The sequence below is a fragment of the Pseudomonas sp. lyk4-TYG-107 genome (genome assembly GCF_030209055.1).
Taxonomy (GTDB): Bacteria; Pseudomonadota; Gammaproteobacteria; order Pseudomonadales; family Pseudomonadaceae; genus Aquipseudomonas; species Aquipseudomonas putida_A.
Map to the genome: position 1 here is coordinate 61258 of NZ_JARVST010000029.1, position 23666 is coordinate 84923.

The 23666-nt window shown below is 61.8% G+C and carries 22 protein-coding genes; 6 read left to right on the forward strand and 16 right to left on the reverse strand.

Annotated elements, in window-relative coordinates; translation table 11 throughout:
* Positions 1-281: 281 nt before the first annotated feature.
* Both ccoN and QRN61_RS23465 read left to right on the forward strand, forming a co-directional pair.
* Positions 282-1709, forward strand: a complete 1428-nt coding sequence (gene ccoN / locus QRN61_RS23460) for a cytochrome-c oxidase, cbb3-type subunit I (RefSeq protein WP_047294666.1) — start codon at positions 282-284, stop codon at positions 1707-1709.
* A gap of 18 nt (positions 1710-1727) precedes the next feature.
* On the forward strand, positions 1728-1946 hold the full coding sequence (locus tag QRN61_RS23465; protein ID WP_096797626.1) for a CcoQ/FixQ family Cbb3-type cytochrome c oxidase assembly chaperone: 219 nt from the start codon (positions 1728-1730) through the stop codon (positions 1944-1946).
* A gap of 132 nt (positions 1947-2078) precedes the next feature.
* On the opposite strand, the gene QRN61_RS23470 is transcribed toward QRN61_RS23465, so the two are convergent.
* The gene (locus QRN61_RS23470) at positions 2079-2570 is read right to left on the reverse strand and encodes a hypothetical protein (protein WP_096797627.1); all 492 of its coding nucleotides are present in this window, start codon (positions 2568-2570) and stop codon (positions 2079-2081) included.
* A gap of 205 nt (positions 2571-2775) precedes the next feature.
* Between QRN61_RS23470 and QRN61_RS23475 the strand changes: the two genes are divergently transcribed.
* Positions 2776-3468: an aspartate/glutamate racemase family protein gene (locus tag QRN61_RS23475; RefSeq protein WP_096797628.1), complete on the forward strand. Its 693-nt coding sequence runs from the start codon at positions 2776-2778 to the stop codon at positions 3466-3468.
* Positions 3469-3488: 20 nt separating this feature from the next.
* Here the strand turns inward: QRN61_RS23475 and QRN61_RS23480 are convergent, their stop codons facing one another.
* From QRN61_RS23480 to QRN61_RS23545, 14 genes are all read right to left on the reverse strand, one after another.
* Positions 3489-3998, reverse strand: a complete 510-nt coding sequence (locus QRN61_RS23480) for a GNAT family N-acetyltransferase (protein WP_098963904.1) — start codon at positions 3996-3998, stop codon at positions 3489-3491.
* A 191-nt stretch (positions 3999-4189) separates the two neighbouring features.
* On the reverse strand, positions 4190-5170 hold the full coding sequence (locus tag QRN61_RS23485) for a LysR family transcriptional regulator (RefSeq protein WP_285375706.1): 981 nt from the start codon (positions 5168-5170) through the stop codon (positions 4190-4192).
* A 157-nt stretch (positions 5171-5327) separates the two neighbouring features.
* The gene (locus tag QRN61_RS23490; RefSeq protein WP_285375708.1) at positions 5328-6275 is read right to left on the reverse strand and encodes a peptidylprolyl isomerase; all 948 of its coding nucleotides are present in this window, start codon (positions 6273-6275) and stop codon (positions 5328-5330) included.
* Complete coding sequence (locus QRN61_RS23495; protein WP_115987509.1) at positions 6272-6742, reverse strand: YbjN domain-containing protein; 471 nt, start codon at positions 6740-6742, stop codon at positions 6272-6274. Before QRN61_RS23495 ends, QRN61_RS23490 begins: the two co-directional genes overlap by 4 nt.
* Positions 6743-6759: 17 nt before the next feature.
* Entirely contained in the window at positions 6760-7389 is a 630-nt protein-coding gene (locus QRN61_RS23500) for a DNA repair protein (protein ID WP_285375709.1), read from the reverse strand.
* 18 nt (positions 7390-7407) lie between these two features.
* Positions 7408-9105 carry a putative porin gene (locus QRN61_RS23505; protein ID WP_285375710.1) on the reverse strand — a complete coding sequence of 566 codons (1698 nt, stop codon included), beginning with the start codon at positions 9103-9105 and terminating at the stop codon, positions 7408-7410.
* Between the two features lie 39 nt (positions 9106-9144).
* Entirely contained in the window at positions 9145-9849 is a 705-nt protein-coding gene (locus QRN61_RS23510) for an energy transducer TonB family protein (protein WP_027613761.1), read from the reverse strand.
* Positions 9850-9852: 3 nt separating this feature from the next.
* A complete protein-coding gene (locus QRN61_RS23515) occupies positions 9853-10278 on the reverse strand; it encodes an ExbD/TolR family protein (RefSeq protein ID WP_285375714.1) in 426 nt (141 codons plus the stop codon).
* Between the two features lie 11 nt (positions 10279-10289).
* Positions 10290-12089, reverse strand: coding sequence for a DUF2341 domain-containing protein (locus QRN61_RS23520; protein ID WP_285375716.1), 1800 nt, complete (start codon positions 12087-12089; stop codon positions 10290-10292).
* A gap of 12 nt (positions 12090-12101) precedes the next feature.
* The gene (locus QRN61_RS23525) at positions 12102-13700 is read right to left on the reverse strand and encodes a ShlB/FhaC/HecB family hemolysin secretion/activation protein (RefSeq protein WP_285375718.1); all 1599 of its coding nucleotides are present in this window, start codon (positions 13698-13700) and stop codon (positions 12102-12104) included.
* A gap of 57 nt (positions 13701-13757) precedes the next feature.
* A complete protein-coding gene (locus QRN61_RS23530; protein WP_027613764.1) occupies positions 13758-14369 on the reverse strand; it encodes a transposase in 612 nt (203 codons plus the stop codon).
* A 283-nt stretch (positions 14370-14652) separates the two neighbouring features.
* On the reverse strand, positions 14653-15861 hold the full coding sequence (locus tag QRN61_RS23535) for a DSD1 family PLP-dependent enzyme (RefSeq protein WP_285375800.1): 1209 nt from the start codon (positions 15859-15861) through the stop codon (positions 14653-14655).
* A 74-nt stretch (positions 15862-15935) separates the two neighbouring features.
* Positions 15936-17264: a D-arabinono-1,4-lactone oxidase gene (locus QRN61_RS23540; protein WP_285375801.1), complete on the reverse strand. Its 1329-nt coding sequence runs from the start codon at positions 17262-17264 to the stop codon at positions 15936-15938.
* Positions 17265-17340: 76 nt separating this feature from the next.
* The gene (locus QRN61_RS23545) at positions 17341-17694 is read right to left on the reverse strand and encodes a c-type cytochrome (protein ID WP_285375721.1); all 354 of its coding nucleotides are present in this window, start codon (positions 17692-17694) and stop codon (positions 17341-17343) included.
* 382 nt (positions 17695-18076) lie between these two features.
* On the opposite strand from QRN61_RS23545, the gene QRN61_RS23550 reads away from it, so the two are divergent.
* From QRN61_RS23550 to QRN61_RS23560, 3 genes are all read left to right on the forward strand, one after another.
* Positions 18077-19702 (forward strand): NADP-dependent glyceraldehyde-3-phosphate dehydrogenase, encoded by a 1626-nt coding sequence (locus QRN61_RS23550; protein WP_027613768.1) that lies wholly within the window; start codon positions 18077-18079, stop codon positions 19700-19702.
* 46 nt (positions 19703-19748) lie between these two features.
* Positions 19749-20789 carry an FUSC family protein gene (locus tag QRN61_RS23555; protein ID WP_027613769.1) on the forward strand — a complete coding sequence of 347 codons (1041 nt, stop codon included), beginning with the start codon at positions 19749-19751 and terminating at the stop codon, positions 20787-20789.
* Positions 20790-20868: 79 nt separating this feature from the next.
* Positions 20869-22758: an acyltransferase family protein gene (locus QRN61_RS23560; protein WP_285375724.1), complete on the forward strand. Its 1890-nt coding sequence runs from the start codon at positions 20869-20871 to the stop codon at positions 22756-22758.
* Here the strand turns inward: QRN61_RS23560 and QRN61_RS23565 are convergent.
* Positions 22745-23641 (reverse strand): DMT family transporter, encoded by an 897-nt coding sequence (locus QRN61_RS23565; RefSeq protein ID WP_027613771.1) that lies wholly within the window; start codon positions 23639-23641, stop codon positions 22745-22747. The genes QRN61_RS23560 and QRN61_RS23565 overlap by 14 nt on opposite strands.
* Between the last annotated feature and the right edge of the window lie 25 nt (positions 23642-23666).

A 23666-nucleotide genomic window follows, 5' to 3' on the forward strand; every position in this document is an offset into this window, starting at 1 on the left:
GTCAGCCAACAAGTCAGTTGCCTGACACGCCGCTTTCGCGAGCAAGCCCGCTCCCACAGGATTTTCCCCGACTATGGACGAGCAGCGCAGCACGCAACAGATTCACCTGAAACGATAAAAACCATATCAGGGCGCGGCAGAACGCCGCAGGCAGCACTTCAATCTGATCCGTACAAATGAAAGATTCCTGAGCCTGTTTTGTTTCCGGCGCTGTTCCTACAGTGCAGCTCGTGCCAGACCGGGTGGCCTGGCAAGACTTTGCAACCGTGGAAGAACTGACCATGAGCACAGCAACAATCGGACAGGCGTATAACTACAAGGTCGTCCGCCAATTCGTTATCGCGACGGTTTTCTGGGGTGTCGTCGGCATGGCGATGGGGGTATGGATCGCCTCGCAACTGGTATGGCCGGACATGAACCTCGACCTGCCCTGGACCACCTTCGGCCGCTTGCGGCCATTGCACACCAGCCTGGTGATCTTCGGTTTCGCCGGCAGCGCGCAATTCGCCGCCAGTTACTACGCGGTGCAGCGCACCTGCCAGGTGCGGCTGTATTCGGACAAGCTCGCGGCCTTCACCTTCTGGGGCTGGCAATCGGTGATCGTGATCATGCTGATCACCCTGCCGCTGGGCTACACCACCACCAAGGAATACGCCGAAATCGAATTCTCCGGCGCGGTGTGGATGGCGGTGGTCTGGGTCGCGTACGCCATCGTGTTTTTCACCACCGTGGTGCAGCGCAAGACCAAACACATCTATGTCGGCAACTGGTTCTTCGGCGCGTTCATTCTGGTGATCGCCATGCTGCACGTGGTCAATCACCTGTCGATCCCGGTGGACTGGTTCAAATCCTATCCGGTGTATTCCGGGGCCACCGATGCCATGGTGCAGTGGTGGTACGGGCATAACGCGGTGGGTTTCTTCCTGACCACCGGCTTCCTCGGAATGATGTATTACTTCGTGCCAAAACAGGTGAATCGCCCGGTGTATTCGTATCGGTTGTCGATCGTGCATTTCTGGGCGCTGATCACCCTATACATCTGGGCCGGCCCGCACCACTTGCACTACACCGCACTGCCGGACTGGGCGCAGTCGCTGGGCATGGCGATGTCACTGATCCTGCTGGCGCCGAGCTGGGGCGGGATGATCAACGGCATGATGACCTTGTCCGGTGCCTGGCATAAGCTGCGCACCGACCCGATCCTGCGCTTTCTGGTGCTGTCGCTGGCGTTTTACGGCATGTCGACCTTCGAAGGGCCGATGATGGCGATCAAGACGGTCAACGCTCTCTCCCACTACACCGACTGGACCATCGGCCACGTTCACGCCGGGGCTTTGGGCTGGGTGGCGATGATCACCTTCGGCGCGACGTATCACATGGTGCCGAAAGTCTTTGGCCGCGAGCAGATGTACAGCACGCCGCTGATCAACCTGCACTTCTGGCTGGCGACCATCGGCACCGTGTTGTACATCGCGTCGATGTGGGTCAACGGCATCACCCAGGGCCTGATGTGGCGGGCGATCAACGAGGACGGCACGCTGACCTACTCCTTCGTCGAAGCGCTGCAGGCCAGTCATCCGGGGTTCATCGTGCGCTTTGCCGGCGGGGTGTTCTTCCTCAGCGGCATGCTGCTGATGGCCTACAACGTCTGGCGCACGGTGCGGGTCGCCGACGTGGCGCTGGCACGCAGCCAGGCGCAGATCGCCTGAGGCAGGGAGCCGCAGAGGATGGATATTTTCTTGAATGTGCTGGGGGTGGTGTTTCTGTGGCTGGCGGTGGAGTACTGCCTGCGCCATCAGACTTCAGAGAGCCTCGACGATGCGAGCATGGTGCCGTTTGCTGATGATCCGGAGGTGGCACGGCGGGTTGAGTTGGCCACCGGTAAAACCGTGAAAGCCGTGGCGCCGGAAGAGGCGAAACCGGGCTGGATCAACCTCGATATGTAGGATCACCCTCAATCCCCTGTGGGAGCGGGCTTGCTCGAGAAAGCGGTCTATCAGTCGCCATCAATGTCGAATGGGCTGCCGCCTTCGCGAGCAAGCCCGCTCCCACAATGGGAAATGGGTGAAGCCCTGATATCAGCTGCGATCGCGCGGGATCAGGCTCTGCAACTGCTGTGCGAGAAAATCCGCATCAAACACGAAGGTGTCCGGATCCTTCAAGCCATTGGTCTTGCGCCATTGCCACTCGCCGTTCGGCAGCCCGACCAGCGAAATACTGCCGTAGCGCGCCGCCGTCAGCCCCATCACCGCCAGGGAAATCTGCCCGGCGCTGCCCATCACGTCCGGCACGAATTCCACCGGTTTGCCGGCAATCACGATGCTCAGTTTTTCAGTCTTGAAGGTCGAGGTTTCCACCGGCGTGCTCGGCCCGAATGCGACGTAAGCCTCGCGGCTCACCTCCAGCAGGTTCGGTGCCTGCACCGGTTCCAGCCATTGCTGGATCTGGCCGAACAGCTCGGTGATGCGGCTGGCCCACGCCTGTGACTGCGTTTCGAACAATTGCTTCTTGTGCGCTTCACTCTCGGCATAGTGACGAAGCATTTCGCCCAGTTGTTGTACGTCGTTCATCGGTACGTTCCTCGGGGAGAGCCTGCGATAGTCGATAGTGACAGATCGAGGCGCCGGCGTACGTTAAACCTCGATCGCCGGCACCGGGACACTTGGCAACAGGATCAACGGTACAGTTGCTTTGTACTGGCATCCGTCATTGAACCGATGGACACTCGGCCGGAGCCCGACTTTTCCAATACGGGCCATTGTTCGAGGAATTTCAATGCGCACCATCGGCCTGATCGGCGGCATGAGCTGGGAATCCAGCGCGGAATATTATCGTCTCATCAATCAACAGGTTCGTGACCGGCTCGGCTCGCTGCGCTCGGCGCAAATCCTGATGTACAGCGTCGACTTCGGCCCGGTCGAACAGGCGCAGCACGCCGGGCGCTGGGACGATGCGGCGGCGATTCTGGTGGATGCCGCGCGCAGGCTCGAGGCCGGCGGCGCCGAATGCGTGGTGCTGTGTACCAACACCATGCACAAGGTCGCGGCGCAGATTCAGGCAGCGATCAGCATTCCGTTCCTGCACATCGCCGAACCGGCGGCGCAGGCAGCATTGGCCATCGATGCGCGCACGGTCGGTCTGCTCGGCACGGCGTTCACCATGGAGCAGGATTTTCTCAAGCAGCGCCTGATTGCGCAGGGTCTGACGGTACTGGTGCCGGACGACGCCGAGCGCAAGGACGTGCACCGGATCATCTACGACGAATTGTGCGTCGGGGTGATCAGTGACGAATCACGCAAAATCTATCAACAGGTGATCGAAGCGCTGACCGCGCGCGGTGCCCAGGCGATCATCCTCGGCTGCACGGAAATCGGCCTGCTGGTCAAACCCGAACACAGCGCCCTGCCCCTGCTCGACACCACCGAGCTGCATGCGCAGTCGGCGGTGGCGTTCGCTCTGGGCAACTGACTCCCACAGGATTTTTTGGCTTATCGACGACGCAGACGGGCCATGCTCAGGGTGTCGACCCATTGCCCGTCGCGCACGGCGTAGTCACGAAACAGGCCTTCGTTCTCGAAGCCGAACTTGCGGTAGAGACCGATGGCCGCCTCGTTGTCGGCGTACACCGAGAGTTCGACCCGGTGCAGGTTCATCCAGTTGTCGGCGACGTCCAGCGCCGCCGCCAGCAGTTTCGACCCGACACCCTTGCCCTGCCACGCCACGGCGACCGCCATGCCGACACTGCCGGCGTGGGCGCGGCGGATCCGCGAATAGTTTTCCAGCCCGAGATGACCGACCACCGCGCCCTGATGCAGCGCCACCAGTTTGACCATTCGCTCGTTCTCCGCCAGCAGCCGCTGACGCCAGATTTCAGTGGACTGAAATGGCATCTGCAGCACCTGCCGGGTCACGGCCGGATCGTTGTACAGCGCGGTAACGGCCTCGATATGGGATTCGTTGAAGCGTTCGAGGGTGATGGCGGGGTTGTGGTCGGGCATGGCGGATCCTTCCTGGATCGATGGGTGGCCGCTTACTCTAAACCGTTGAGCCTCTGGCTGGCGAATATCAAAATGTGGGAGCGGGCTTGCTCGCGAAAGCGGTGTGTCAGGCAACACAGATGTTGAATTTCAGACCGCTTTCGCGAGCAAGCCCGCTCCCACAGGGGATTTGGGGTGCCGGGAAGATCGGGTCAGGTCTGAAACCATTCCTGGCGTTCGTTGAAGGTGTGCTGGATCAGCTCGACCAAGGCTTGCACTTCGGCGACGTCCCGGGATTCAGCATTCACCGCCAGCCATGCCTGCAACTGCATCGGCTCGTCAAACAGCCCCGGCAGCGCAATCAGCCCGCGATCGAAACGGCTCATGTACGCCGGCAGCAACCCGATGCAAGCGCTGCAACGGATCATTTCCAGCATCAGTTCATAAGACTGCATCTGCACCACGCCCGCCAAGCGTTGTTCGACCAGCTCATTCCACGGCCGGAAACTGTCGATCTGCCGGTCGTGTTGCCATTGCACCAGCATGAAATCGCTGAGGTCGTCGGCACTCGCCGGGCGCGCGGTGACCCGGGAATAGCGTTTGGCGATATGTGGCAGGTAATCCAGGCGCGCCAGGGCCTGCGGCTGACTGGTGGCGAAGGTCGGGCCGGGATTCGGGGTTTCGCCGTGGGCCAGCCACAGCACCACGTCGGCACTGACTGCGCGCAAGGCCAACTCGCTGTCCAGCGCAATGATCTCCAGGCGCACGCTGGCATTGCGCCGCAGCAACGCGATCAGGTCGCGACCGAGAATGTCATGCAGGATCGATTCGGCTACCGCCAAACGCACCAGTGGCTGCTCGACCACCGGCAGTTTGCGTTCGTGGGCCAGCGCCACCAATTGCGCCTGCAACTGCTGACCTTCGCGGGTCAGGCTCAGGGCGCTGCCCTGAAAGCTGAACAGCGAGTGCTGCAGCTCCTGCTCAAGCTGCGCCAACTGCTTGCGCAGCAAGGTCGAGCGCACGTTAAGGCTGCGCGCGGCCTGCATGAAACAGCCACAGCGGGCACTGACCAGAAAATATTGCGCGACCTCGGCATCAATGGTCGCGGCTTGCGCCAGCCATGGTTCGCGCTCGCCCTGTGCCCAGCGATAGTCGGGGCTACCCTGTCGTCCTGCGGGTTCGGTGAATGACATCGATGACTCCCTGTCGATCTTTGTATTTAGACATTGCGCAGCCCCTTGTAGGAGTGAGCCTGCTCGCGATGGCGTCGGCACAGCTGACATCTCTTTGCCTGACACACCGCTATCGCGAGCAGGCTCACTCCTACAGGGTTTGTGGTGTGCCAGTGCTCTAATTGTTGGTTTCGAGGACCTTGTTCAGCTCGGCCCCATCGATACTCAACGTCGCGGTATTGAGCATCCCGTCCAGATACGCCTGAGCAATCTGCTCCTGCCGTTGCGCACGCAAGGCCTGTGTCAGTTGATCGCGCAGCTCGTCGAGGGTCGCAGTACGTGCCGGTTGCTGTTCAGTGAGTTTGATCACATGGAAGCCGGCCGCGCTCTGCACTGGATCGGACACCGCACCGACCTTCAATTTCGCCACCGCACCCCGTACCTCCGGCACCAGTTGCTGCAACGGTTGCAGCCCGGTGTCGCCGCCACGTTCGGCGGTCAGGCGATCCTGCGAATACTGAGTCGCCAGCGCGGCAAAATCCCCCGGCGTGCTCTGGGCCTTCTTGCTTAGCTCGGTGGCCTGCTTGCGCACGGCTTCCAGGCTCTGGGCATCCGGCACAGCGAGGAAAATCTGGCTCACCCGGTACAACGCCGGCGTCTGCCAGTTGCCCTTGCCAGCGTCATACGCCTGCTGCAACTCGCTCGCACTCGGGTAGTCCGCCGGCACCGTGCTGACCGAGCGCAGGTAATCGCGAAAGACGATCTGCTCAGTGGCCGCGCGGGTTTGCCGCACCACGTCCGGACGCTGCGCCCAGCCCTGAGCATCGGCCTGTTCCAGCACGGCTTTCTCCGCCAACCGCGTACGAATCCAGCGCTCCAGCGCTTCACGGTTGCCGCGCAATTGCTCGCGAGTCGCCGGCGGGACGGTAGCCAGCAGCGCCTGCAATTCCTGCGGCGTCACCTGCTGATTGCCCAACCGCGCTACCGCAGGCCCCGCAGCAACCGCCGCCAACGGCGACGATTGCTGGGCGGCGACCGGGTCAGCACCCGGTCGCAGCACCAGCGCCACGGCTACCACCAACAGCGCCACTGCCCCGGCGCCGATCACCATGGCAGGCTTTTTCACAGCGCGACTTCCTCTTGCTCAGCGGTGGCGACTTTTGCTGTCGAAGCTTGTGCGGCCTGGCTGAAATCACGCAGGTAGACGATGAACTCCTGCAACAGGCGATCCCACAATTCCAGATTGCCGCGTAGGTGATCGTTGCTCACACCGGCCGCCAGCACCACGTCCATTTCCATCACCAGAAACTCGCCCTGCAATGACAACCGCGCAAAACGCCGGGTGGCGTTCCACTGTTCGGCCACGCCCTGTGGCAACTCACCTTGCACCCGCAGCGCGCAGCTGAAAGTGAAATCGACGTAGCTGCCCTGCTCCACCGCCGGGTTGCCGAAACGCACGGCATAACCGATGCCCTGACTGGCGCTGAGCAACTGCACGATGCCGTTCTGTTCGGTCTGGTTGACGCGATAACCGGCGGCTTGCAGGACGTCGGTCAGGGATTGTGGGGATACGTGGCTGATCAATTGAGTCATGACTTCTTCCTTGTTTATCAGTGCGAGAGCGCAGCTTGCGGCGCGTCGAATTGAGTCTTGTAAAGCTCGTCACCAAACCCCTGGGCCAGCTCATCGAACTTGACCCGGGCGCTGCCCGCAAAGGGCTGGCGGATCTTCATCACCTCGGCCACATCGATGTTTTCGTAAGCGCTGAGGATCTGCTTGGCGACGCCATACATCTGCTGATTCTTGACTGAACATTGCTGCACTTGTGTGTCACGTTCAGCCAATTGCGTTTGAAGCTTAGACCGTTCTGCCTCTTTGGCACGGGCCATGACCAGCAACTCGTCGTAGGCCTTCTTGAACTTGCCGACCTGTTCGCTGCTGGCGGCGACTTGCGCTTGCGCCTGGCTGTGCAGGCTCTGCTGCTGGCCAGCCAACTGCTCGGCGACGCCTTTGGCCTTGGCCAGTTCAGCGGTCAATTGCTTGATCTGCGCCTGCGCGGCCTTGGCCTCGTTCTGCGCCGCCAGTTGCGCGGCGCTGGCCTGGGCCTGCTGACTTTGCAGGGCCTGCAACTGTTGAGTGGTGCTGCGCAACTGGGTACGCAGACGCTCCTCCATGCCTTCGGCGTGCGCGCCTTGTGCAATGAAAAAACTCAGCCCCAACAGAAAAACTCGTGCGTGCATGACCGTACTCCCGGCGCCTTAGAAGCGCGTGTTGATCTCAAGCTGCAAGACGTCGATGTCGAACGGCGCGCCGTACACCGCCTCGGTGCTCAGCCAGCGGCCGGTGGCGTAGACGTTCTTCGCCAGACCGTAATTGCCGCCGAGGAAATAGCCCTTGGCGTTGGTGCCGCCGAGGTGGAACGACGAATCGTTGAAGCCGTCGGGCAAGGCGTCCGGCTGGATGTACTTGTAGCCGGCGAACAGGTTCCAGTCGCCCTGCTTCTTCAGGTCCAGCGCATTGCCGAGGGTGAACTGCACCATCCACGCATTGGCGCCGCTTTCGATCTCGCCGTTGCTGTTGAGGTTGTTGACGATCTGCCCCTCGGAGCGCTTGCGCATGTCGCCTTCGTCGTAACCGAGGTTGTGGATGTAGTTGCCCTGGCTGCGCAGCTTGAAGTCCTCTGGCAGATCGGCGTCCCACACCAGGTTCAGGTCGAGCAGGTTGAACTCCGACGCCAGGCCGACGAATTGCGGCTGCGGCGTGGTGGTCGGGTTGGCCGGGTTCGGCGTGATGTCGCGCAGCAGGAATACGCTGTTGCCCTTCTGCATGAACGCCGCACGCGTGCCGTCGGTGTCGCAGCCCGGGGCGCCGGCCCATGGTTCGCAAGGGCTGGAGCGCTGGCCCTGAATGTCGTCGAAACGGTAGTAGGCCAGCGCACCCTTGAGGCGGTTGTTGCTGTTGATTGCCCACTTGGCGCCGATCTGCGCGCCGTAGAGCCACTTGTTGTCGCTTTCTTCCTTGTCGAAACCGTTGCTGGTGGTGGTGTCGTTGGTGTAATCCACCGGGAACGCACCGACGGTGCCGAACACGCCCCAGTCGCGGTTGAGCTTGTGGTCGAAAATCGCCGCCACGCCGTCGAAATTCAGGTCGTTGGAATAGAGCATGTCGGTGGACATGAACGGGTTGGCGATGCGCCCGCCGGTCAGGGTCAGCTCGTCGGTGGGTTTCCAGTTCAGGTAACCCTGGTCGAGCCAGATGTCTTTCTTGGCGAAACCACCGCCGAGGTTCTGCGTGGTCGACACCGGGTTATTGTCCGAGCCGGTGCCGATGCGGATGCCGGCGGTCCATTCCGGCGAGATCACCGCTTTCATGCCCAGCCGTGCGCGCAGGCGGAACTGGTTGGTGCGGTCTTCACGGGTGTTGAGCAACGGCGGCAGACTGGTGCTGCTGTTGGGGTTCACGTCGTACGGACCGTTGTTGTTGAGTTTGGCGAAGTCGACGATTTCGTTGCTGTTGCTGCCCGAGTAGTAACGCGATTCATCGCGCAGGCGGATGTCGCCATCGAAGCTGATGCGCGAAGCCCAGTCCGGGAAGGTGTTGGGCGCCGCCCAGTTTTCCTGCTTGGCGGTGGCCATGACCTCGGCCTTGACCTGATCGCGGATCTGGTCGCGCACCGCGGCGGGCACGTACTGCACGCGCACATCGCCCGGTGCTGCGACCGGACCTGCCGCCACCGCAGTAGAAGCCGCTGCCTGCTTGGCCTGGGCGGCTTCGTTCTGCGCCTGGGCGATCAGCGCGTCAGCCTTGTCCTGTTTCAGAATGCCCTGCTCGACCAGCAAGCGGATCAGATTGATCGTGGCGTTCTCCGAAGGCGCAGGCGCTGCCGCGGCCTGACCGACCAGGGTCGCGATGACCATGCCGACCGCCAGGGACAATCGATTCACGTTGGAAATCATCTGCACACAACTCCTTTTCATACAGCTTTATGAATTCGGTTAACCCGGACGCCGCCCTTGCAGGGACAGGCGCACAGGCAAGGTGATGGAGGCCGGTGGCCGTTCGCTCAGATGGGGCGCGTTACGCAATGCGGCCAGCACCTGGGTATCGATCTCGGGCTTGCCGCTGGACTTGACCAACTCGACCCGGGTGATTTCGCCGACGCTGCTCAGCCACACATCGGCCTGCAGCGAGAATGCGAGGTTGCGCAGATCGGGGTTCTCGCGCAGCAAGCGCTGAAAAGTGAACGCGAGGAACTGGCTGTAAGTGCCGGTGCCCAGGCGTCCGCCACCCGCGCCGGCCATGCCGCCACCCTTGCCGGCGCCGATGTTGAAAGCGTCGTTGCCACTCTGCGCGTCGCCGTCCATTTGCATCGGGTTGGCCAGATCGTCCGCCGGCGATGGCGGCGCCTCTTCCTCGGGCTTGACCTCTTGCGGCTCGGGCGTGGGCTCGGGCTCGACGACTTTTTCTTCCACCGGGGTTTCCGGCTCCGGTGGTTTTTCCGGAGGTGGCGGCGGCGGTGGCGGCAACGGAATGATCGTCGGCACCTTCGGAGCTTCACGGCGCACGCCGCTCATGTCATTGGCCCACTGCCACAGGAACCACGCGGCGAGCGCGCCGAGCAGCAGCCCGGCGCCCCACTTTACAAAGCGCATCGGCGACCTTTTCACCGGCAGCGGCTCGATCGGAAGTTGTGCGGTCATCACTCAGCCCTGCGTCGGTTTGCCGGTCACCAGACCGACCTGAGACAGTTCGAGCCGGCGCAACAGATCCAGCACTTCAATGACCTTCTGGTACTGCACCGTGGCGTCGCCGCGCACGATCACCGGGAAGTCCGGGCTCTGCGCCTTCTCGATACGCAGGCGCTCTTCCAGCTCCGCAAAGGTCACCGGGTAGGCGTCGAGGAACACCTGACCGCCGTCGTTGACCGAAATCGCCTTGGTCTTGGCCTCCGACAGCGACACCGATGCACTGGCCTTGGGCAGGTTGATCTGGATCCCGGAGACCTGCGCGGTGGCGGTGAGGATGAACATCACCAGCACCACCATCAGCACGTCGACCAGCGGGGTGATGTTGATGCTGTCCACCGCTGCATCTTCGTCATCGTCGTGGGAGGCATTTACGGACGCCATGGCAGTGCTCCTCAGGCCGGTACGGTGTGGTTGGCGTGATGGCCGCGCTGATGCGCCGCTTCGCTGGACTGGCCTTCGCCGTGCATCTCCGCCAGACGAGTGATGAACTCGTCGACGAACACGCGCATGTCGGCGCTGACTTCCTTGTTGCGGGTGATCAGGCGGTTGTAGCCAAACAGCGCCGGGATCGCGACGAACAGGCCCATGGCGGTGGCCAGCAATGCGGCGGCCATGCCCGGCGCGATGGCGTTGATATTGACGTCGCCGGCCATGGCCGTGCCGAGGAACACCACCATGATCCCCAGCACGGTGCCGAGCAGGCCGATGTACGGGCCGCCGGCGATGGCGTTGGACAGCGTCGAGAGTTTCGAGCTGAGCGCCTGGTTCTCGCGGGTGCGCACGCCGTCCATCGAGCAGCGAATCGCTTCAATCGTCGCTGCCGACACCGAAGAGGTATCGGCGCCCTGCTCGCGGCGGGTACGGATTTCCTTGACCGCCACCGAGTACAGGCGCCACAGCGGCGAATGCTGCAGACGCTGAGCCAGTTGCGCGTCGTCGGCGAACATTTCCAGGCGGGTGCCGACCTTGGCGAATTGCTCGCGGAAATCCTCGTTGGCCTTGCTCACGCGGCTGAGGGTGTGGTTCTTGCGCAGCATGATGATCCACGACTGGAACATCATCAGCACCAGCACGGCGATGATCACCCAGGCGTCGACCGGCACCGCATTGAGCAGGAAACCGAGGCTGCCGAAGCCGAAACCGGACTGTTCTTCGTCGACGCCGTAGGCCACCAGTTTCGACTCGGCGCCTTGCGCGGTGGCATCAGCCAGCAGCAACGGCGCCGGACGCGCGACTTTCGACAGGCGCAGTTCGTCGATGGCGCCCACGAACGGCTGGTACGGGCCAGCGGCCAGATCGCCGCCAATCGCCATCACTGAATTGAACGCCGGCATCGCTTGCGCGAGGGTCGCACTCTCACGACCGTTGATGTACAGGCTGACTTTCGAACCTTCGGCGGTCAGCGCAACATGCTGCCATTGCCCCGGATTCAGCGGCTGAGAGGCCACGGCGCGCTGGCCGTCGATCTCCACAAACGGCACGCCCTGATTGGCCCCGACCAACAGGCTGTTGGCGCCTTCGCGGCGGGCGAGGATCAGTTGTTCGCCACTGGCCTGATCCAGACGCAGCCAGGCGCTGAAGGTGAACGCACTGCCAGCACTGTGCTGCAACGACGGACTGGCCGGCAGCAGCAACGGCTGGCCGCTGAACTGCAAGGCGCGCCCGACCACGCCGTCAATCGCCGCGCCAGTGGCGCTTTGTGCGGTGTTGCCGTAGGCGGTGGTGTCCTTGGCCGGCGTGCCGGTGGCGCCGTCGAAGTGATACAGCGCGGTGTAATTCGGATCGAACGTCAACTGGCCGTTGCCGGTCGCCGGCGCCTTCTGATTGCCGTAGTACATCCAGATGTCCTGACGCTGGCCGCCCTCGACATTCGGCACATCGACCCAGATCAGCGCCATGCCCATCAGCGCATCGAAGCTTTCGATCTGGTGGTTGAGCACGGTCTTGTCATCGGCGGCGACGAAGCGCAAATCCGCGCCGTCTTCCTTGACCCCGTCGAAGGTGAAGTTGCCAGTGTGCAGGCGTACCAGCAATGCGGTGCGGCCCAGCGCCTGATTGATCCCGGCACCCTGCGGTGTGGTGTCGACGGCGATCTGTTTGCGGTAATGCCAGTCGTCCTGCCACCAGGCCTGCGCCGTGGCCGGGAGCACGAAGCCCAGGCAGATCAACAACGAAAGAATGAGGCGCTGCATGAACGTGCTCCTTTAGAAAGTGGCTTGAAGGTTGAAGTGCAGGCGCGATTCCTGCTTCGAGGTGTTCGGCCCTTCGAGTAGCGGGTAGCCCCAGTCGAGGCTGCCGGACAGCCATTTGCTGAGGCTGGCGCGGGTGCCGAGGCCGACGCTGGCCAGGGCATAACTGGCGTCCTGGTCCGGCAACTCGTCACGCAGATACAGTTGCGCGCCTTCGGCGAAGGCGTAGAAGCGCCATTCCTGCATCCAGCTGCCGGCGTATTTCGCCAGCGACGGGGTGCGCAGCTCCTGACTGAGCAGCACGCCGTCATCGCCGGTGCGCTCGGCCGCCAGATAGCCGCGCACCGAGGTCGCGCCGCCAGCGGAAAACTGTTCGTTGGACACCAGTGGTCCCGACGCCAATTGGAACGCGCCTTTGCTCGCGCTCTGCCAGTCGTTGTCGAAGGTCCAGGTGAAGTTGCTGTCGCCCTTGAGCACGGCGAAACTCGGGTTGGCGCGGTAGCGTTTGTAGTCGAAGTCTTCGTCGGAGCTGCCGTAACCGAAAATGCTGCGGGTGGCCGCCACCAGGCTCAGACCGAGGCCGAGCTGGCTCTTTTCGGTGTAACGGAAGCCGTTGTAGGCGAAGGTGAACGGCGCGTATTTCAGCTGCACCTTGTCGCTCTCGCCGGACAGCGTCAGGCGCTCGTCGAAGTCCTTGAAGTCGATACCTGCCGACAGCGAGTTCGACCAGTTGCCGCTGGACGGCAGCGTGTAGATCGCCGACACGCCGTAGGAGTGCCCCTTGCCCAACACGTTACTGCCGCCGATGGTTGCGACGTTGCTGTCGGACTGATAACCGGAGAACTGCACGCTCCAGCGCTCGCTCAGCGGCGCGGTGTAGGAAGCCGACCAGACCTTGGCGTTGTCGGTGTCCTGCGGTGCGGTGAAGTACGTCAGGTTGATGCTGTGGCCGAGTTGCCAGAGGTTGTTGTAGCCGAGGTTGGTCACGGCGCGCAGTTTCTCGGTGTCGGCGCTGTAATCGTTGTTGAGGCCGACGCTGGCGCTCCACGGGTTCTGGTCCTCGACCTGCAAATCGACGTCCATGGTGCCGGGGCGTTGACCTTCGCGCACCAGCGGCATGACCTGACGGCCCGGGGTTTTATTGAGCTGCGCCAGTTCGCCCTGAACCTTGGCGAAATCCGGCACCTCGCCTTCTTTTAGCGCCGGGACGTTGTCGCGGATGTCCAGCGGCGAATAGTGTTTGGCGCCGACCACACGCACCCGGCCGACCTTGGTTTCGCTGACTTGCAGATAGACGATGCCGTCCGCTACCGCTTGCTCCGGCAGTTCGACGAACACCGATTGGTAGCCGCGCTGCTGATAAGCCTTCTGCAAGGCATCGCGGGCGCCTTCGATGTCAGTCATGGCTTTTTGCGGGCCGAGAAACGGATACACCGCCTCTTCGATGGCCCGCGCGTCGAGGACGGTGTTGCCGCGCACGAAGTATTCGTTGACGTCCACCAGACGTTGCGGCGCTACGCTTTCGGCAGCCTCTTCGGCGAATGCCGGTTGCGCGCCGGCCGTCACCAGCAGCCAGCCCCACAGCGCCAGCCGTGACGTGAAAATCTGATCCACACTACCCCCTGAATTCGCGATGACCTGGTGGCGCGGTTGCGCGCCTTGTGTGTTGCGTCAGTTGCTGACCGTCGAGGCACCGCTGTGCTTGCCGAGCCAGGTGTGCAGCAGCGCGAAGTTCAACGAGAACTCGGGCATTTGCAGCAAGGCACCGCAGAACACTTCGCCGATGATTTTTTGAATGAGCTGCACCGCACGCGGGTTGTTGAGCAGCGTGGCGATGTCACGACTGAGGACGTTGAAGCTCCAGACTTTCTGGTTCAGGCCAAGGCCGACGAACCAGCGGAACAGCAGGTTGTAATTGAGTTGTTCATACAGTTGCTGCTCGCTGGGCACCGAATACAGCAGTTGCAGGAGCAGGATGTGCATGACGGTTTGCGCGGGGATGAGCATGCCCGGCTCGACATTGAGCTCGTGCAGCAGGCCTTGGTGGGCGTCGAGCAAGTCGTCGATCTGCGGGCGCAGCAACACCAGCGAATGGCCGGGCGGAATGTAGCTGGAGACCTCTTTCAAGGCGCCCTGCCAGTCATCCTGCGAGACGATCCAGACCCACGGCGCGCCGTAGCGATACACCGAAACCGGCTTCTTGCGCGCGGCCTCGACGATCTTCGACAGGCGCTGATCGAGTTCCTGCATGCCCACTTTCGAGTAGCGTTCCATAGTCCCCATTGCCTCACTCCCGGCGTCCCGCCTCGGCTTGTGAAAAGCGCCCCGTTGGGCCCCTCAAGCGCGTTACATAGGCATGACCGGACTGGCTATGTGCTACCGAACTTTTGTCATAAAAGCTTCATTACAGAATGTGGGAGATGGCGCGGGATGTCAGGTGTACATCAATCTAATGTAGGAGTGAGCCTGCTCGCGATGGCGTTGGATCAGCAAAATACAGTTCAGCTGACAGGACGCTATCGCGAGCAGGCTCACTCCTACAGAGGAAATTTGTGGTGGCTGCGGGTCAGGTGTAGACCGGCCAGGTGTCGACGATCTTGCCGTCACGCACCGCCAGCAGATCACCGAATTGCAGGAGGACAGCTTCGGTCTGGGTCGGGCGCAGAAACACTTGATCCTCGACGGTCAGGCCGACGGCGTTGGAGCCGTTGACCATCTCCTGATTCGAACTGCGCCCGTACACCCCATTGCTCTGCAACCCCGGCGGCGATTCGAACTCGGCCATCCAGTTGCCGCCATAGATGAAATAAGTCTGCCGCTGATTCGGGTCCCACCACGAAAACAATTTGGAATTGTCATCCAGCGCCGGAATGTTCACCGCCCCCGTACTCTTCAACACAGGCGTGGCGATGTAGGTCGCCGGCACGTGGTCAACCAGAGAAGGCAGGTCGTAATGCGTCGGCTTGAGCATCGCCGTGCCCACCGAAACCTCGGTGCTCAACTGCTCGTTTTCATGGATGCGATAACTCGGGCTGCCGGCGGTGTTCAGGCACAGGTTGTCATTCCACAACGTCGGATACTGCAGGCGGGTGAAATCCACGCAGCGCTGATAAATCACCATCACCTTGGCGAACAGTTCCTCGGGCGAACCGAGAATCCCCGGCACGCCCATGCCCACGAACGGGTCGTAGCCCATGAACCCGGCGAACTGCAGATGCTGTGGATTGGCGCTGATCAGCGTGAGCATCTGCCCCAACACATTCACATCACTGACCCCGCCGCGATGCAGGCCGACATCCAGTTCGATGTTGATGCGCATCCGAGTGCCCAGCCCTTGCGCCAACGCCAGGTATTGCTGCAGCCGTACAGGCCCGTCGAGCAGCCATTGCAGTTGCCTGGAAGGATCGAACGGGCCTTTGTGAGTCTGATAAAACAGCTCGGCCGAACGCACCGGCAACGGCTTGCCGAGCAGGATGTCGGACTGCGGAAACGCTACAGCATCGTGATTGAGAAACGGCTGGTGAAACGACATGAGTTTTTGCGTCACGGCCCGTTGCGCGATGTAGCTCAGCAAGCCCGGCGACGGCAGGGATTTTTCCACCAGACGCAATTGCTTGCCGCCGCGTTTGACCGACTGCATCACCACGTCGATGTTGTGATCGAGGCGATCCAGATCGATCAACAACACCGGGCGCATCGGGCCGTTGCCCTTCAACTCTTTATTCAGCGCGCGAAAATACTCGCTGTACGGGCCGCCACGATCACCCGGTCGCAGCCAGGCGCCTACGCCCACTAACAAAGCGCCGACACCCAGCGCGCCGAGAAGAAAATTACGTCGATTGACCGCCATCAGCTCACCCCCAGAATCGACGAAAGATGCGCGTTGAGAAAGCGTCCGCTCGGGTCTAGCGCCTGGCGCACGTCAACAAATTCGCGCCAGCGCGGATACAGCGGTTGCAGATTCTTCGCATTGAGCGTGTGCAATTTGCCCCAGTGCGGACGGCCGTTGTACTTCCAGAAAATCGGCTCCACTGCGGCGAAAAAATTGTGATGGTCCATCTGGTAATGCTGATGCACCGAGATCGAACAGCTGTCGCGGCCCTCGAACATGCTCAGCGGAATGTCGTCGGCCTTGACGTAGCGGTACTCGATGGGAAACCAGGTGCGCAGGTCCTTGTCCTGAATCAGCTTGAGGATTTCACGCAGACAGGCCGGGCCGTGTTCGGCGGGCACTGAGTATTCCATCTCGTTGAAGCGCACGGTGCGCACGTTGGCGTAGATGTCGAACGAGTCGCCGACCCGATCATCGAAACTCGCCATATGCCGCAGGCTGTTGAGCAGCGTGCGGCGCAACTCGGGGAAGTCGCTGCCGTATTTATCGATCTTCTCGATCAGGGTCACGAACTCGTTGCCGCCCTCCTCTTCGGGCGGGATCGGCGGTGTGGCCGGGTCGCTGGTTTCGTTGAGGGCGATGGACAGCGCGTAGTCGGAATGGGTGACGACGAGCATTTCCCAGTGCTGGTTTTCCCGGGTGTTCTTGTCGAGGTCTTCCAGCAGCTCTTCGGTCTTGGCGATCCACTGGCGTTCGCGCAGGCGGTAGGCCGGGCGATTTTGCAGACGGATTTTCGTCGCCACGCCCAGTGCCCCGAGGGACACCCGCGCGGCGTTGAACACATCGGGGTGACGCTGACTGTCGCAGTCCAGCACCTCGCCATTGGCCGTCACCAGTTGCAGGCCACAGACGTGTGCCGAGTACGACTGAAAGGTTTTGCCGGTGCCGTGGGTCGAGGTGGAAATCGCCCCGGCGAGAGTCTGGTAATCGATATCGGCCATGTTTTGCAGCGCTTGGCCGACGTCCTTCAGCGGCACGCCCATGCGCGACATTGGCGTACCGGCGCCGAATTCCGCCTGCAGGGTGTTCGGATCGTGGTCGAGCAGCCCGGTGAAGTAGCTCAGCGACAGCAAAGTGCCGTCGGTGGGCACCAGTGCGCTGAACGAATGTGCCGAGCCGACCGGGCGGATCTTGCCCTGGGCCTGACGAATCGCGGCGGTCAATTCATCAAGATTCTTCGGCGCCAGCCGCGCCGCCGGCAGGCAACTCTGCCCGCCCGACCAGTTGCGCCAGGGAATCAGTCGCGGGGCGCGCATCAATTGCCCCAGCGCGGGGTTGGCCGCCAGTGCACTTAACGCGCCGACGATGCTTGCCCGTTGCAACACCTGACGCCGTGTCAGATCCATGCTCATGCGCGCGCCCTTATTGTGGGAGGGGCTGGTCGGCCATGAAGCCGATCAGTTGCAGGAATTGTTCTTCGCTGCACTCGACACACTGGCCCATCGGCGGCATGCCGTTGTAGCCGTTGATGGCGTGGTCGAGCAGCGTGTCGGCGCCCTGGCGGATGCGTGGTTCCCAGGCTTTTCGGTCACCGGTCAATGGTGCGTTGGCGGCGGGATTGGCGTGACAGAGCTGGCAGCTGTTGGCGTAGATCTGCGCCAGTACCGGGTCGGTGGGAGTAGCATTGTGAGTGGTCGCCGGCGGTGCGGATTTTTCGTCGCAGCCGCACAGCGTCATCATCAGCGCCAGCAGTAAAGTGAGTGGGATTGCCCGCATAACGATCCTCGAGGGTGGCATCGCTTTTTGTTGTGATCACACCTTAAGGCAGGCACGGCAGCGGGTTGAGGGCATTGCCGGACAACGATGGGGCCAAACGGGGCCAGTCAGGATTGAGCTCGGGCTCGGACAACACCACAAAACCTGTGGGAGCTGGCTTGCCAGCGATAGCGGAGTGTCAGCCAATGAAAGTCGCGGGAGTGCCGGCCTAATCGCTGGCAAGCCAGCTCCCACAGGGTAAACGGCATTGCTGATATCCCTCTGTTCCGCATCTCTGCGTGACATTCGCGTGACATTGGCGGGTTTAAATGTCGGCGCATTCAGGCGTATAACCTGTAAAGACTTTTTGATCTGTATACGGACATCAACACGGGGTAGCGACATGACCACAGCAAACATCCTTGGCAATCTGTTCCCTTCTGTCAGCGACATCCCGGAAAAATACCGCCTCGACGGTCAGGTCGAGCAACGCGAATACCTCGTCGATGGCCAACTGCGGCGCTGGGACGGCCCACTGGCCACGGTGCGCAGCCCGGTGTATCTGCACGGCGAAAACGGCGATGAACAAGTGATTCTCGGCAGCACCCCACTGCTCGACGCCGACACCGCCCTCACCGCCCTCGACGCCGCCGTGCGTGCCTACGATCGCGGTCAGGGCCTGTGGCCGACCATGCGCGTGGCCGAACGGATCCAGCACGTCGAAGCGTTCCTCGGCCGCATGCGCCAGCAGCGCGAAGCCGTGGTCAAGCTGCTGATGTGGGAGATCGGCAAGAACCTCAAGGACTCGGAAAAAGAGTTCGACCGCACCTGCGACTACATCGTCGACACCATCAATGCACTGAAAGAACTCGACCGCCGCTCCAGCCGTTTCGAACTGGAACAGGACACCCTCGGCCAGATCCGGCGCGTGCCGCTCGGCGTGGCACTGTGCATGGGGCCTTACAACTATCCACTGAACGAAACCTTCACCACGCTGATTCCGGCGCTGATCATGGGCAACACCGTGGTGTTCAAACCGGCCAAGCTCGGCGTGTTGCTGATCCGCCCGCTGCTCGAAGCGTTCCGCGACAGTTTCCCGACCGGCGTGATCAACGTGATCTACGGCAGCGGCCGCGAAACCGTCAGCGCGCTGATGGCCAGCGGCAAGATCGACATCTTTGCCTTCATCGGCACCAACAAGGCCGCCAGCGACCTGAAGAAACTGCACCCGAAACCACACCGCTTGCGCGCCGCGCTGGGCCTGGATGCGAAGAACCCCGGCATCGTCCTGCCGGAAGTCGATCTGGACAATGCGGTCAGCGAAGCGGTCACCGGTTCGCTGTCGTTCAACGGCCAGCGCTGCACCGCGCTGAAGATCCTCTTTGTGCACGAGGACGTGGTCGACGCCTTCATCGAAAAATTCAACGCCAAACTCGCCACCCTCAAGCCGGGCATGCCATGGGACAGCGGCGTGGCGCTGACGCCGTTGCCGGAGTCGGGCAAGGTCGACTACCTGCACGGTCTGGTGGCCGACGCGCAGAGCAAGGGCGCACAAGTGGTCAACCCGAATGGCGGCGAGAGTCGCGAGTCGTTCTTCTACCCCGCCGTGCTGTACCCGGTGACGCCGCAGATGCGCGTGTACAACGAAGAACAGTTCGGCCCGGTGGTGCCGATCGTGCCGTACCGTCACCTCGATACTGTGATCGATTACGTGCTGGAATCGGACTTCGGCCAGCAACTGAGCCTGTTCGGCACCAACCCGGTGGCGATCGGTCGACTGGTCGACACTTTCGCCAACCAGGTCGGGCGGATCAACCTCAACGCCCAGTGCCAGCGCGGCCCGGACACCTACCCGTTCAACGGGCGCAAGAACTCCGCCGAAGGCACGCTGTCGGTACACGATGCCCTGCGGGTGTTTTCGATCCGCACACTGGTGGCAACCAAGTTCCAGGACAGCAACAAGGACCTGATCAGCGAAATCATTCGCGGCCGCGATTCGAGCTTCCTGACCACCGATTACATCTTCTGACGAGGACTTTGCACTGAGCACCTTCAGCACCCAACGACTGCCACCGCTGCTGCGGCGAATCCTGCGTCCGTTGCTGGACCCGTACCGCCGCTACCAGCACGCCCGATTGATTCACGCGGTGCGGGTAGCGCTGGGGCTGCTGGCGACCATCCTGCTGACCACCGGCATCAACCTGCCCCACGGCGAGTGGGCGTCGGTGACCATGCTGGTAGTGATCGGCGGCCTGCAACACCACGGCAACATCGGCAAGAAAGCCGCCGAACGCGCCACCGGCACCCTGATCGGTGCCGGCGTCGGTCTGCTGCTGGTGGCGCAACAGGCATGGCTGGGCCTGCCGTGGCTGACCTACTTTGCCATGGCGGTGGTCTGCGGGTTCTTCTCCTATCACGCGATCGGCAAGGGCGGGTACACCGCCCTGCTCTCGGCAATCACCGTATTCATTGTCGCCGGGCATGGCGACAACCCGATCACCGATGGCTTATGGCGCGGGGTCGACATCCTGATCGGCATCGCCCTGGCCCTGGCATTTTCCTTCGCCCTGCCGCTGTACGCCGTGTATTCGTGGCGCTACAACCTGGCCGATGCCTTGCGCGACTGCGCCACGTTGTACGGGCGGATCATCAGCGGCCAACCGGTCAGCGCCGATGAACATCTGAAGCTGATGGGCCGGGTGACCACAGTGATGGTGCAACTGCGCTCGCTGATGCCTTCGGTGTCCAAGGAAGTGAAAATCTCCATGACCGAACTGGATGCGATTCAACGTAACCTGCGGATGTGCGTCAGTACCCTGGAAATCCTCGGCAACACCCGCCCGGATGCCAACGACCCCGACGCCATGGCACACCTGCAATCGGCACTGCGGGCCGAGCACCGGGTGATCCGCGTGCAACTGATCGGCATGGCCCGGGCCTTGAAATCCGGCGCCACGCAACGTCTGGAGCGCCCGCTGGAGTTGCCGGACGCCAGTCTCGACACGCCGGTCTACAACACGCTGGACGGTTACCGGTTACTGACCCGACAACTGGCCGCGAACATTGGCGAGCTGCGCCAACGCCTGGCGATGACGGCGCCGCGCTGGAACATCTGAATCAGCGGAAAAATCCATGTAACAAAGCCGACATCATCACTACAATGCGCCGCACAATGGATGTGACATGGACGCATAAATGCAATTCAGGAAGAGTATCAACGCCTTGCGGGCACTGGCCGTGCTCTCGGTCGTGCTGTTTCATTTCAAGGTGCCAGGGTTTGAAGGCGGATTCGTCGGCGTAGACGTGTTCTTCGTCATCTCCGGCTTCCTGATGACCGGCATCATCGTCAATGGCGTGCAGCAGCAGAACTTTTCCCTCCTCGGTTTCTACGCCTCCCGCGCCCGCCGCATCATTCCCGCCCTGCTGGTCCTGTGCGTTGCGCTGCTGATCTTCGGCTACTTTTATCTGCCGCTGGATGACTTGCGCGAAACCATCCGTACGATCAAGAGCAGTCTGCTGTTCAGCTCGAACTTCAGCTTTGCCCAAAGCGGCAATTACTTCGCGGCGCCGCTGCATGAAAACTGGTTGCTGCATACCTGGTCGCTGTCGGTCGAATGGCAGTTCTACCTGCTTTACCCCGTGCTGATCATGGGGCTGCACCGGTTCTTCGGCACCGATAAAACTCGCTTTGCCTTGCTGGCCGTGGCGCTGATTTCGCTGCTGGCGTCCATCATCGTGACCCGCGTCAACCCGACGTTCGCCTTCTACATGCTGCCCACCCGCGCCTGGGAAATGATCGCTGGCGGGCTGGTTTTTCTGTTTCCCCTACGATTGAGCCAGCGCGGCGGCGCGATTTGCGAAGGATTCGGCTTGCTGGCGATTGCCGTCAGCGTGCTGGTTTTTTCTGAGGCGGATCTGTGGCCGGGCTACCTGGCACTGGTGCCGGTGCTGGGGACGATGCTGGTGATTCACACCAACACCCGGTCGATGTTCAGCGGCAATCCTGCGCTGCAATTTGTCGGGAGCATTTCCTACTCGGTGTACCTGTGGCACTGGCCGCTGGTGGTACTGCTTTACCTGTGCGGGCTGTTGAACAGCTGGCCGCACGTGATCGGCGCAATCATCGCCTCGTTCGCCCTCGGCACCCTGTCGTTCTACCTGGTGGAATCGAAGGTGAAGAAAGGTACGAGCGCTACTCGAACAGTGATCAAGTTCGCGTCACTGACGGTAGCGGTGGTGGCCGTGTCGGCAACGACGTCGTCGCTGGTCAAGCAACACCCCGACTGGCGCCCGGCACTGGTCGAACTTGGCCAGCCGGAATACACCAGCAAGCTGTATCCGCAGGAGTGCTACCCGAATGCCTATGCGGCGGCGGATTGCAAACTGGGCACGGGTGATGTGTCGGTGATTCTGTACGGCGACAGCCATGCGCAATCCACCGCAGCGGCGGTGCAGATGGAAAATCCTCAGGCGGCACTGTCATGGTCACGGGGCGGTTGCCCGACCCTGACGCACTTCGCCATGCACGACAAGACCGTCGAAAGCCAGTGCTGGGGCTTCAATCAGGAAAAGCTGCAACAACTGAAAACCGCGTACGCCGGGGTGCCGGTGGTGCTGTTCAGCCGTGCGGCGCTGTATGCGGATTCGGGCCGGGAAAACAGCTACCGGATTTCCTTTCCCGAGCGCCAGGCTACGTTTGCCGAAGCGTATACCGAAGAGTACGTCAGCACGGTCTGCTCGATCGCGGAAAACCATCCGGTGTACATCGTCAAACCGATCCCGGAGATGCCTTTCAGCGTCTACAAGGGCTTGAATCTGAATCAGCGCTTGTTCCGGCAAAACACAGACATTTCCTTGCCGTTGCAGGCCTATGAAAAGCGCAACCGCATCGCCATCGCAACCATCGAAGCCGCCGCCAGCCGCTGCAACGCGACGGTGATCGACCCGACGCCGTACCTGTGCCCAAACGGCAATTGCATGGGCTCCATGGACGGCGTGCCGCTGTACTTTGACGACAATCATCTGGTGGATGCCGGCAATCAACAGCTCAAAGGCCTGTTCAAGGATCTGATCAAACCGATTTGAGCTGGCGCCGGGCTTTCAGGCCCCAGCCCTGTTGCATCCCGGCGGCGGCCAGCAGAATTGCTGCCACCCCGATCCATTGCAGGATCTGCAGGCGATGGCCGAAGGCGAACCAGTCGACGAAAATCGCCGCAATCGGGTAGATGAAGGACAGCGCACCGGTCAGGGCAGTCGGCAGTTTCTGGATCGCGCCGTACAGCAGCACGTACATCAGGCCAGTGTGGACGATGCCCAGCGTCACCAGACTGGCCCAGGCTCCGTTGGTTTGCGGCAGGCCGTTGAAGTGCGCGAACGGCGCGAGCAACAGGACTCCGGTGCAGACTTGGATCAGCGCGATCAGATGCGGCGGCGTGCCAGTCAGGCGCTTGATGATCAGCGCCGCCATCGCGTAGAGCAGCGCCGCCCCCAACGCCAGCGCAATCCCCAGCAGATATTCGCTACCGCCCTCGCCCTGCCCGCCATGGGCACTGACGATCGCCAGCATGCCGAGAAAGGAAATCGCCAGCCAGAACAGCTTTTGCAAGGTGATTTTCTCGCCGAGAAACAGCGCCGCCAAGCCGACCAGCATGAACGGCTGCACGTTGTAGACCGCCGTCCCGATGGCAATCGAGGCCCGGGAATAGGAGCCGAACAACAACACCCAGTTGCCGACAATCGCCACCCCACTGAGCACCGCGAGCAGGAACGTGGTGCGGGTCAGAATGCCCGGACGCAAGAAGCCGAACGCCGCGCATATCAGCAGCAAGGTGCCGGCGCCGAACACGCAACGCCAGAACACCACATCCAGCACCGGTTGCCCGGACACCAGCACGAACCAGCCGATGGTCCCGGAAATCAGCATGGCGGCGGTCATTTCCAATGAACCACGGCGGATTGTGTTGTCCATCATCGATCTCCCTAAGCGTTTGACG

Bases quoted from the DNA above. Each gene is read 5' to 3' on its own strand.
- ccoN (WP_047294666.1), top strand. From the start codon at position 282: ATGAGCACAGCAACAATCGGACAGGCGTATAACTACAAGGTCGTCCGC.
- QRN61_RS23465 (WP_096797626.1), top strand. From the start codon at position 1,728: ATGGATATTTTCTTGAATGTGCTGGGGGTGGTGTTTCTGTGGCTGGCG.
- QRN61_RS23470 (WP_096797627.1), bottom strand. From the start codon at position 2,570: ATGAACGACGTACAACAACTGGGCGAAATGCTTCGTCACTATGCCGAG.
- QRN61_RS23475 (WP_096797628.1), top strand. From the start codon at position 2,776: ATGCGCACCATCGGCCTGATCGGCGGCATGAGCTGGGAATCCAGCGCG.
- QRN61_RS23480 (WP_098963904.1), bottom strand. From the start codon at position 3,998: ATGCCCGACCACAACCCCGCCATCACCCTCGAACGCTTCAACGAATCC.
- QRN61_RS23485 (WP_285375706.1), bottom strand. From the start codon at position 5,170: ATGTCATTCACCGAACCCGCAGGACGACAGGGTAGCCCCGACTATCGC.
- QRN61_RS23495 (WP_115987509.1), bottom strand. From the start codon at position 6,742: ATGACTCAATTGATCAGCCACGTATCCCCACAATCCCTGACCGACGTC.
- QRN61_RS23500 (WP_285375709.1), bottom strand. From the start codon at position 7,389: ATGCACGCACGAGTTTTTCTGTTGGGGCTGAGTTTTTTCATTGCACAA.
- QRN61_RS23505 (WP_285375710.1), bottom strand. From the start codon at position 9,105: ATGATTTCCAACGTGAATCGATTGTCCCTGGCGGTCGGCATGGTCATC.
- QRN61_RS23510 (WP_027613761.1), bottom strand. From the start codon at position 9,849: ATGACCGCACAACTTCCGATCGAGCCGCTGCCGGTGAAAAGGTCGCCG.
- QRN61_RS23515 (WP_285375714.1), bottom strand. From the start codon at position 10,278: ATGGCGTCCGTAAATGCCTCCCACGACGATGACGAAGATGCAGCGGTG.
- QRN61_RS23520 (WP_285375716.1), bottom strand. From the start codon at position 12,089: ATGCAGCGCCTCATTCTTTCGTTGTTGATCTGCCTGGGCTTCGTGCTC.
- QRN61_RS23530 (WP_027613764.1), bottom strand. From the start codon at position 14,369: ATGGGGACTATGGAACGCTACTCGAAAGTGGGCATGCAGGAACTCGAT.
- QRN61_RS23545 (WP_285375721.1), bottom strand. From the start codon at position 17,694: ATGCGGGCAATCCCACTCACTTTACTGCTGGCGCTGATGATGACGCTG.
- QRN61_RS23550 (WP_027613768.1), top strand. From the start codon at position 18,077: ATGACCACAGCAAACATCCTTGGCAATCTGTTCCCTTCTGTCAGCGAC.
- QRN61_RS23560 (WP_285375724.1), top strand. From the start codon at position 20,869: ATGCAATTCAGGAAGAGTATCAACGCCTTGCGGGCACTGGCCGTGCTC.
- QRN61_RS23565 (WP_027613771.1), bottom strand. From the start codon at position 23,641: ATGGACAACACAATCCGCCGTGGTTCATTGGAAATGACCGCCGCCATG.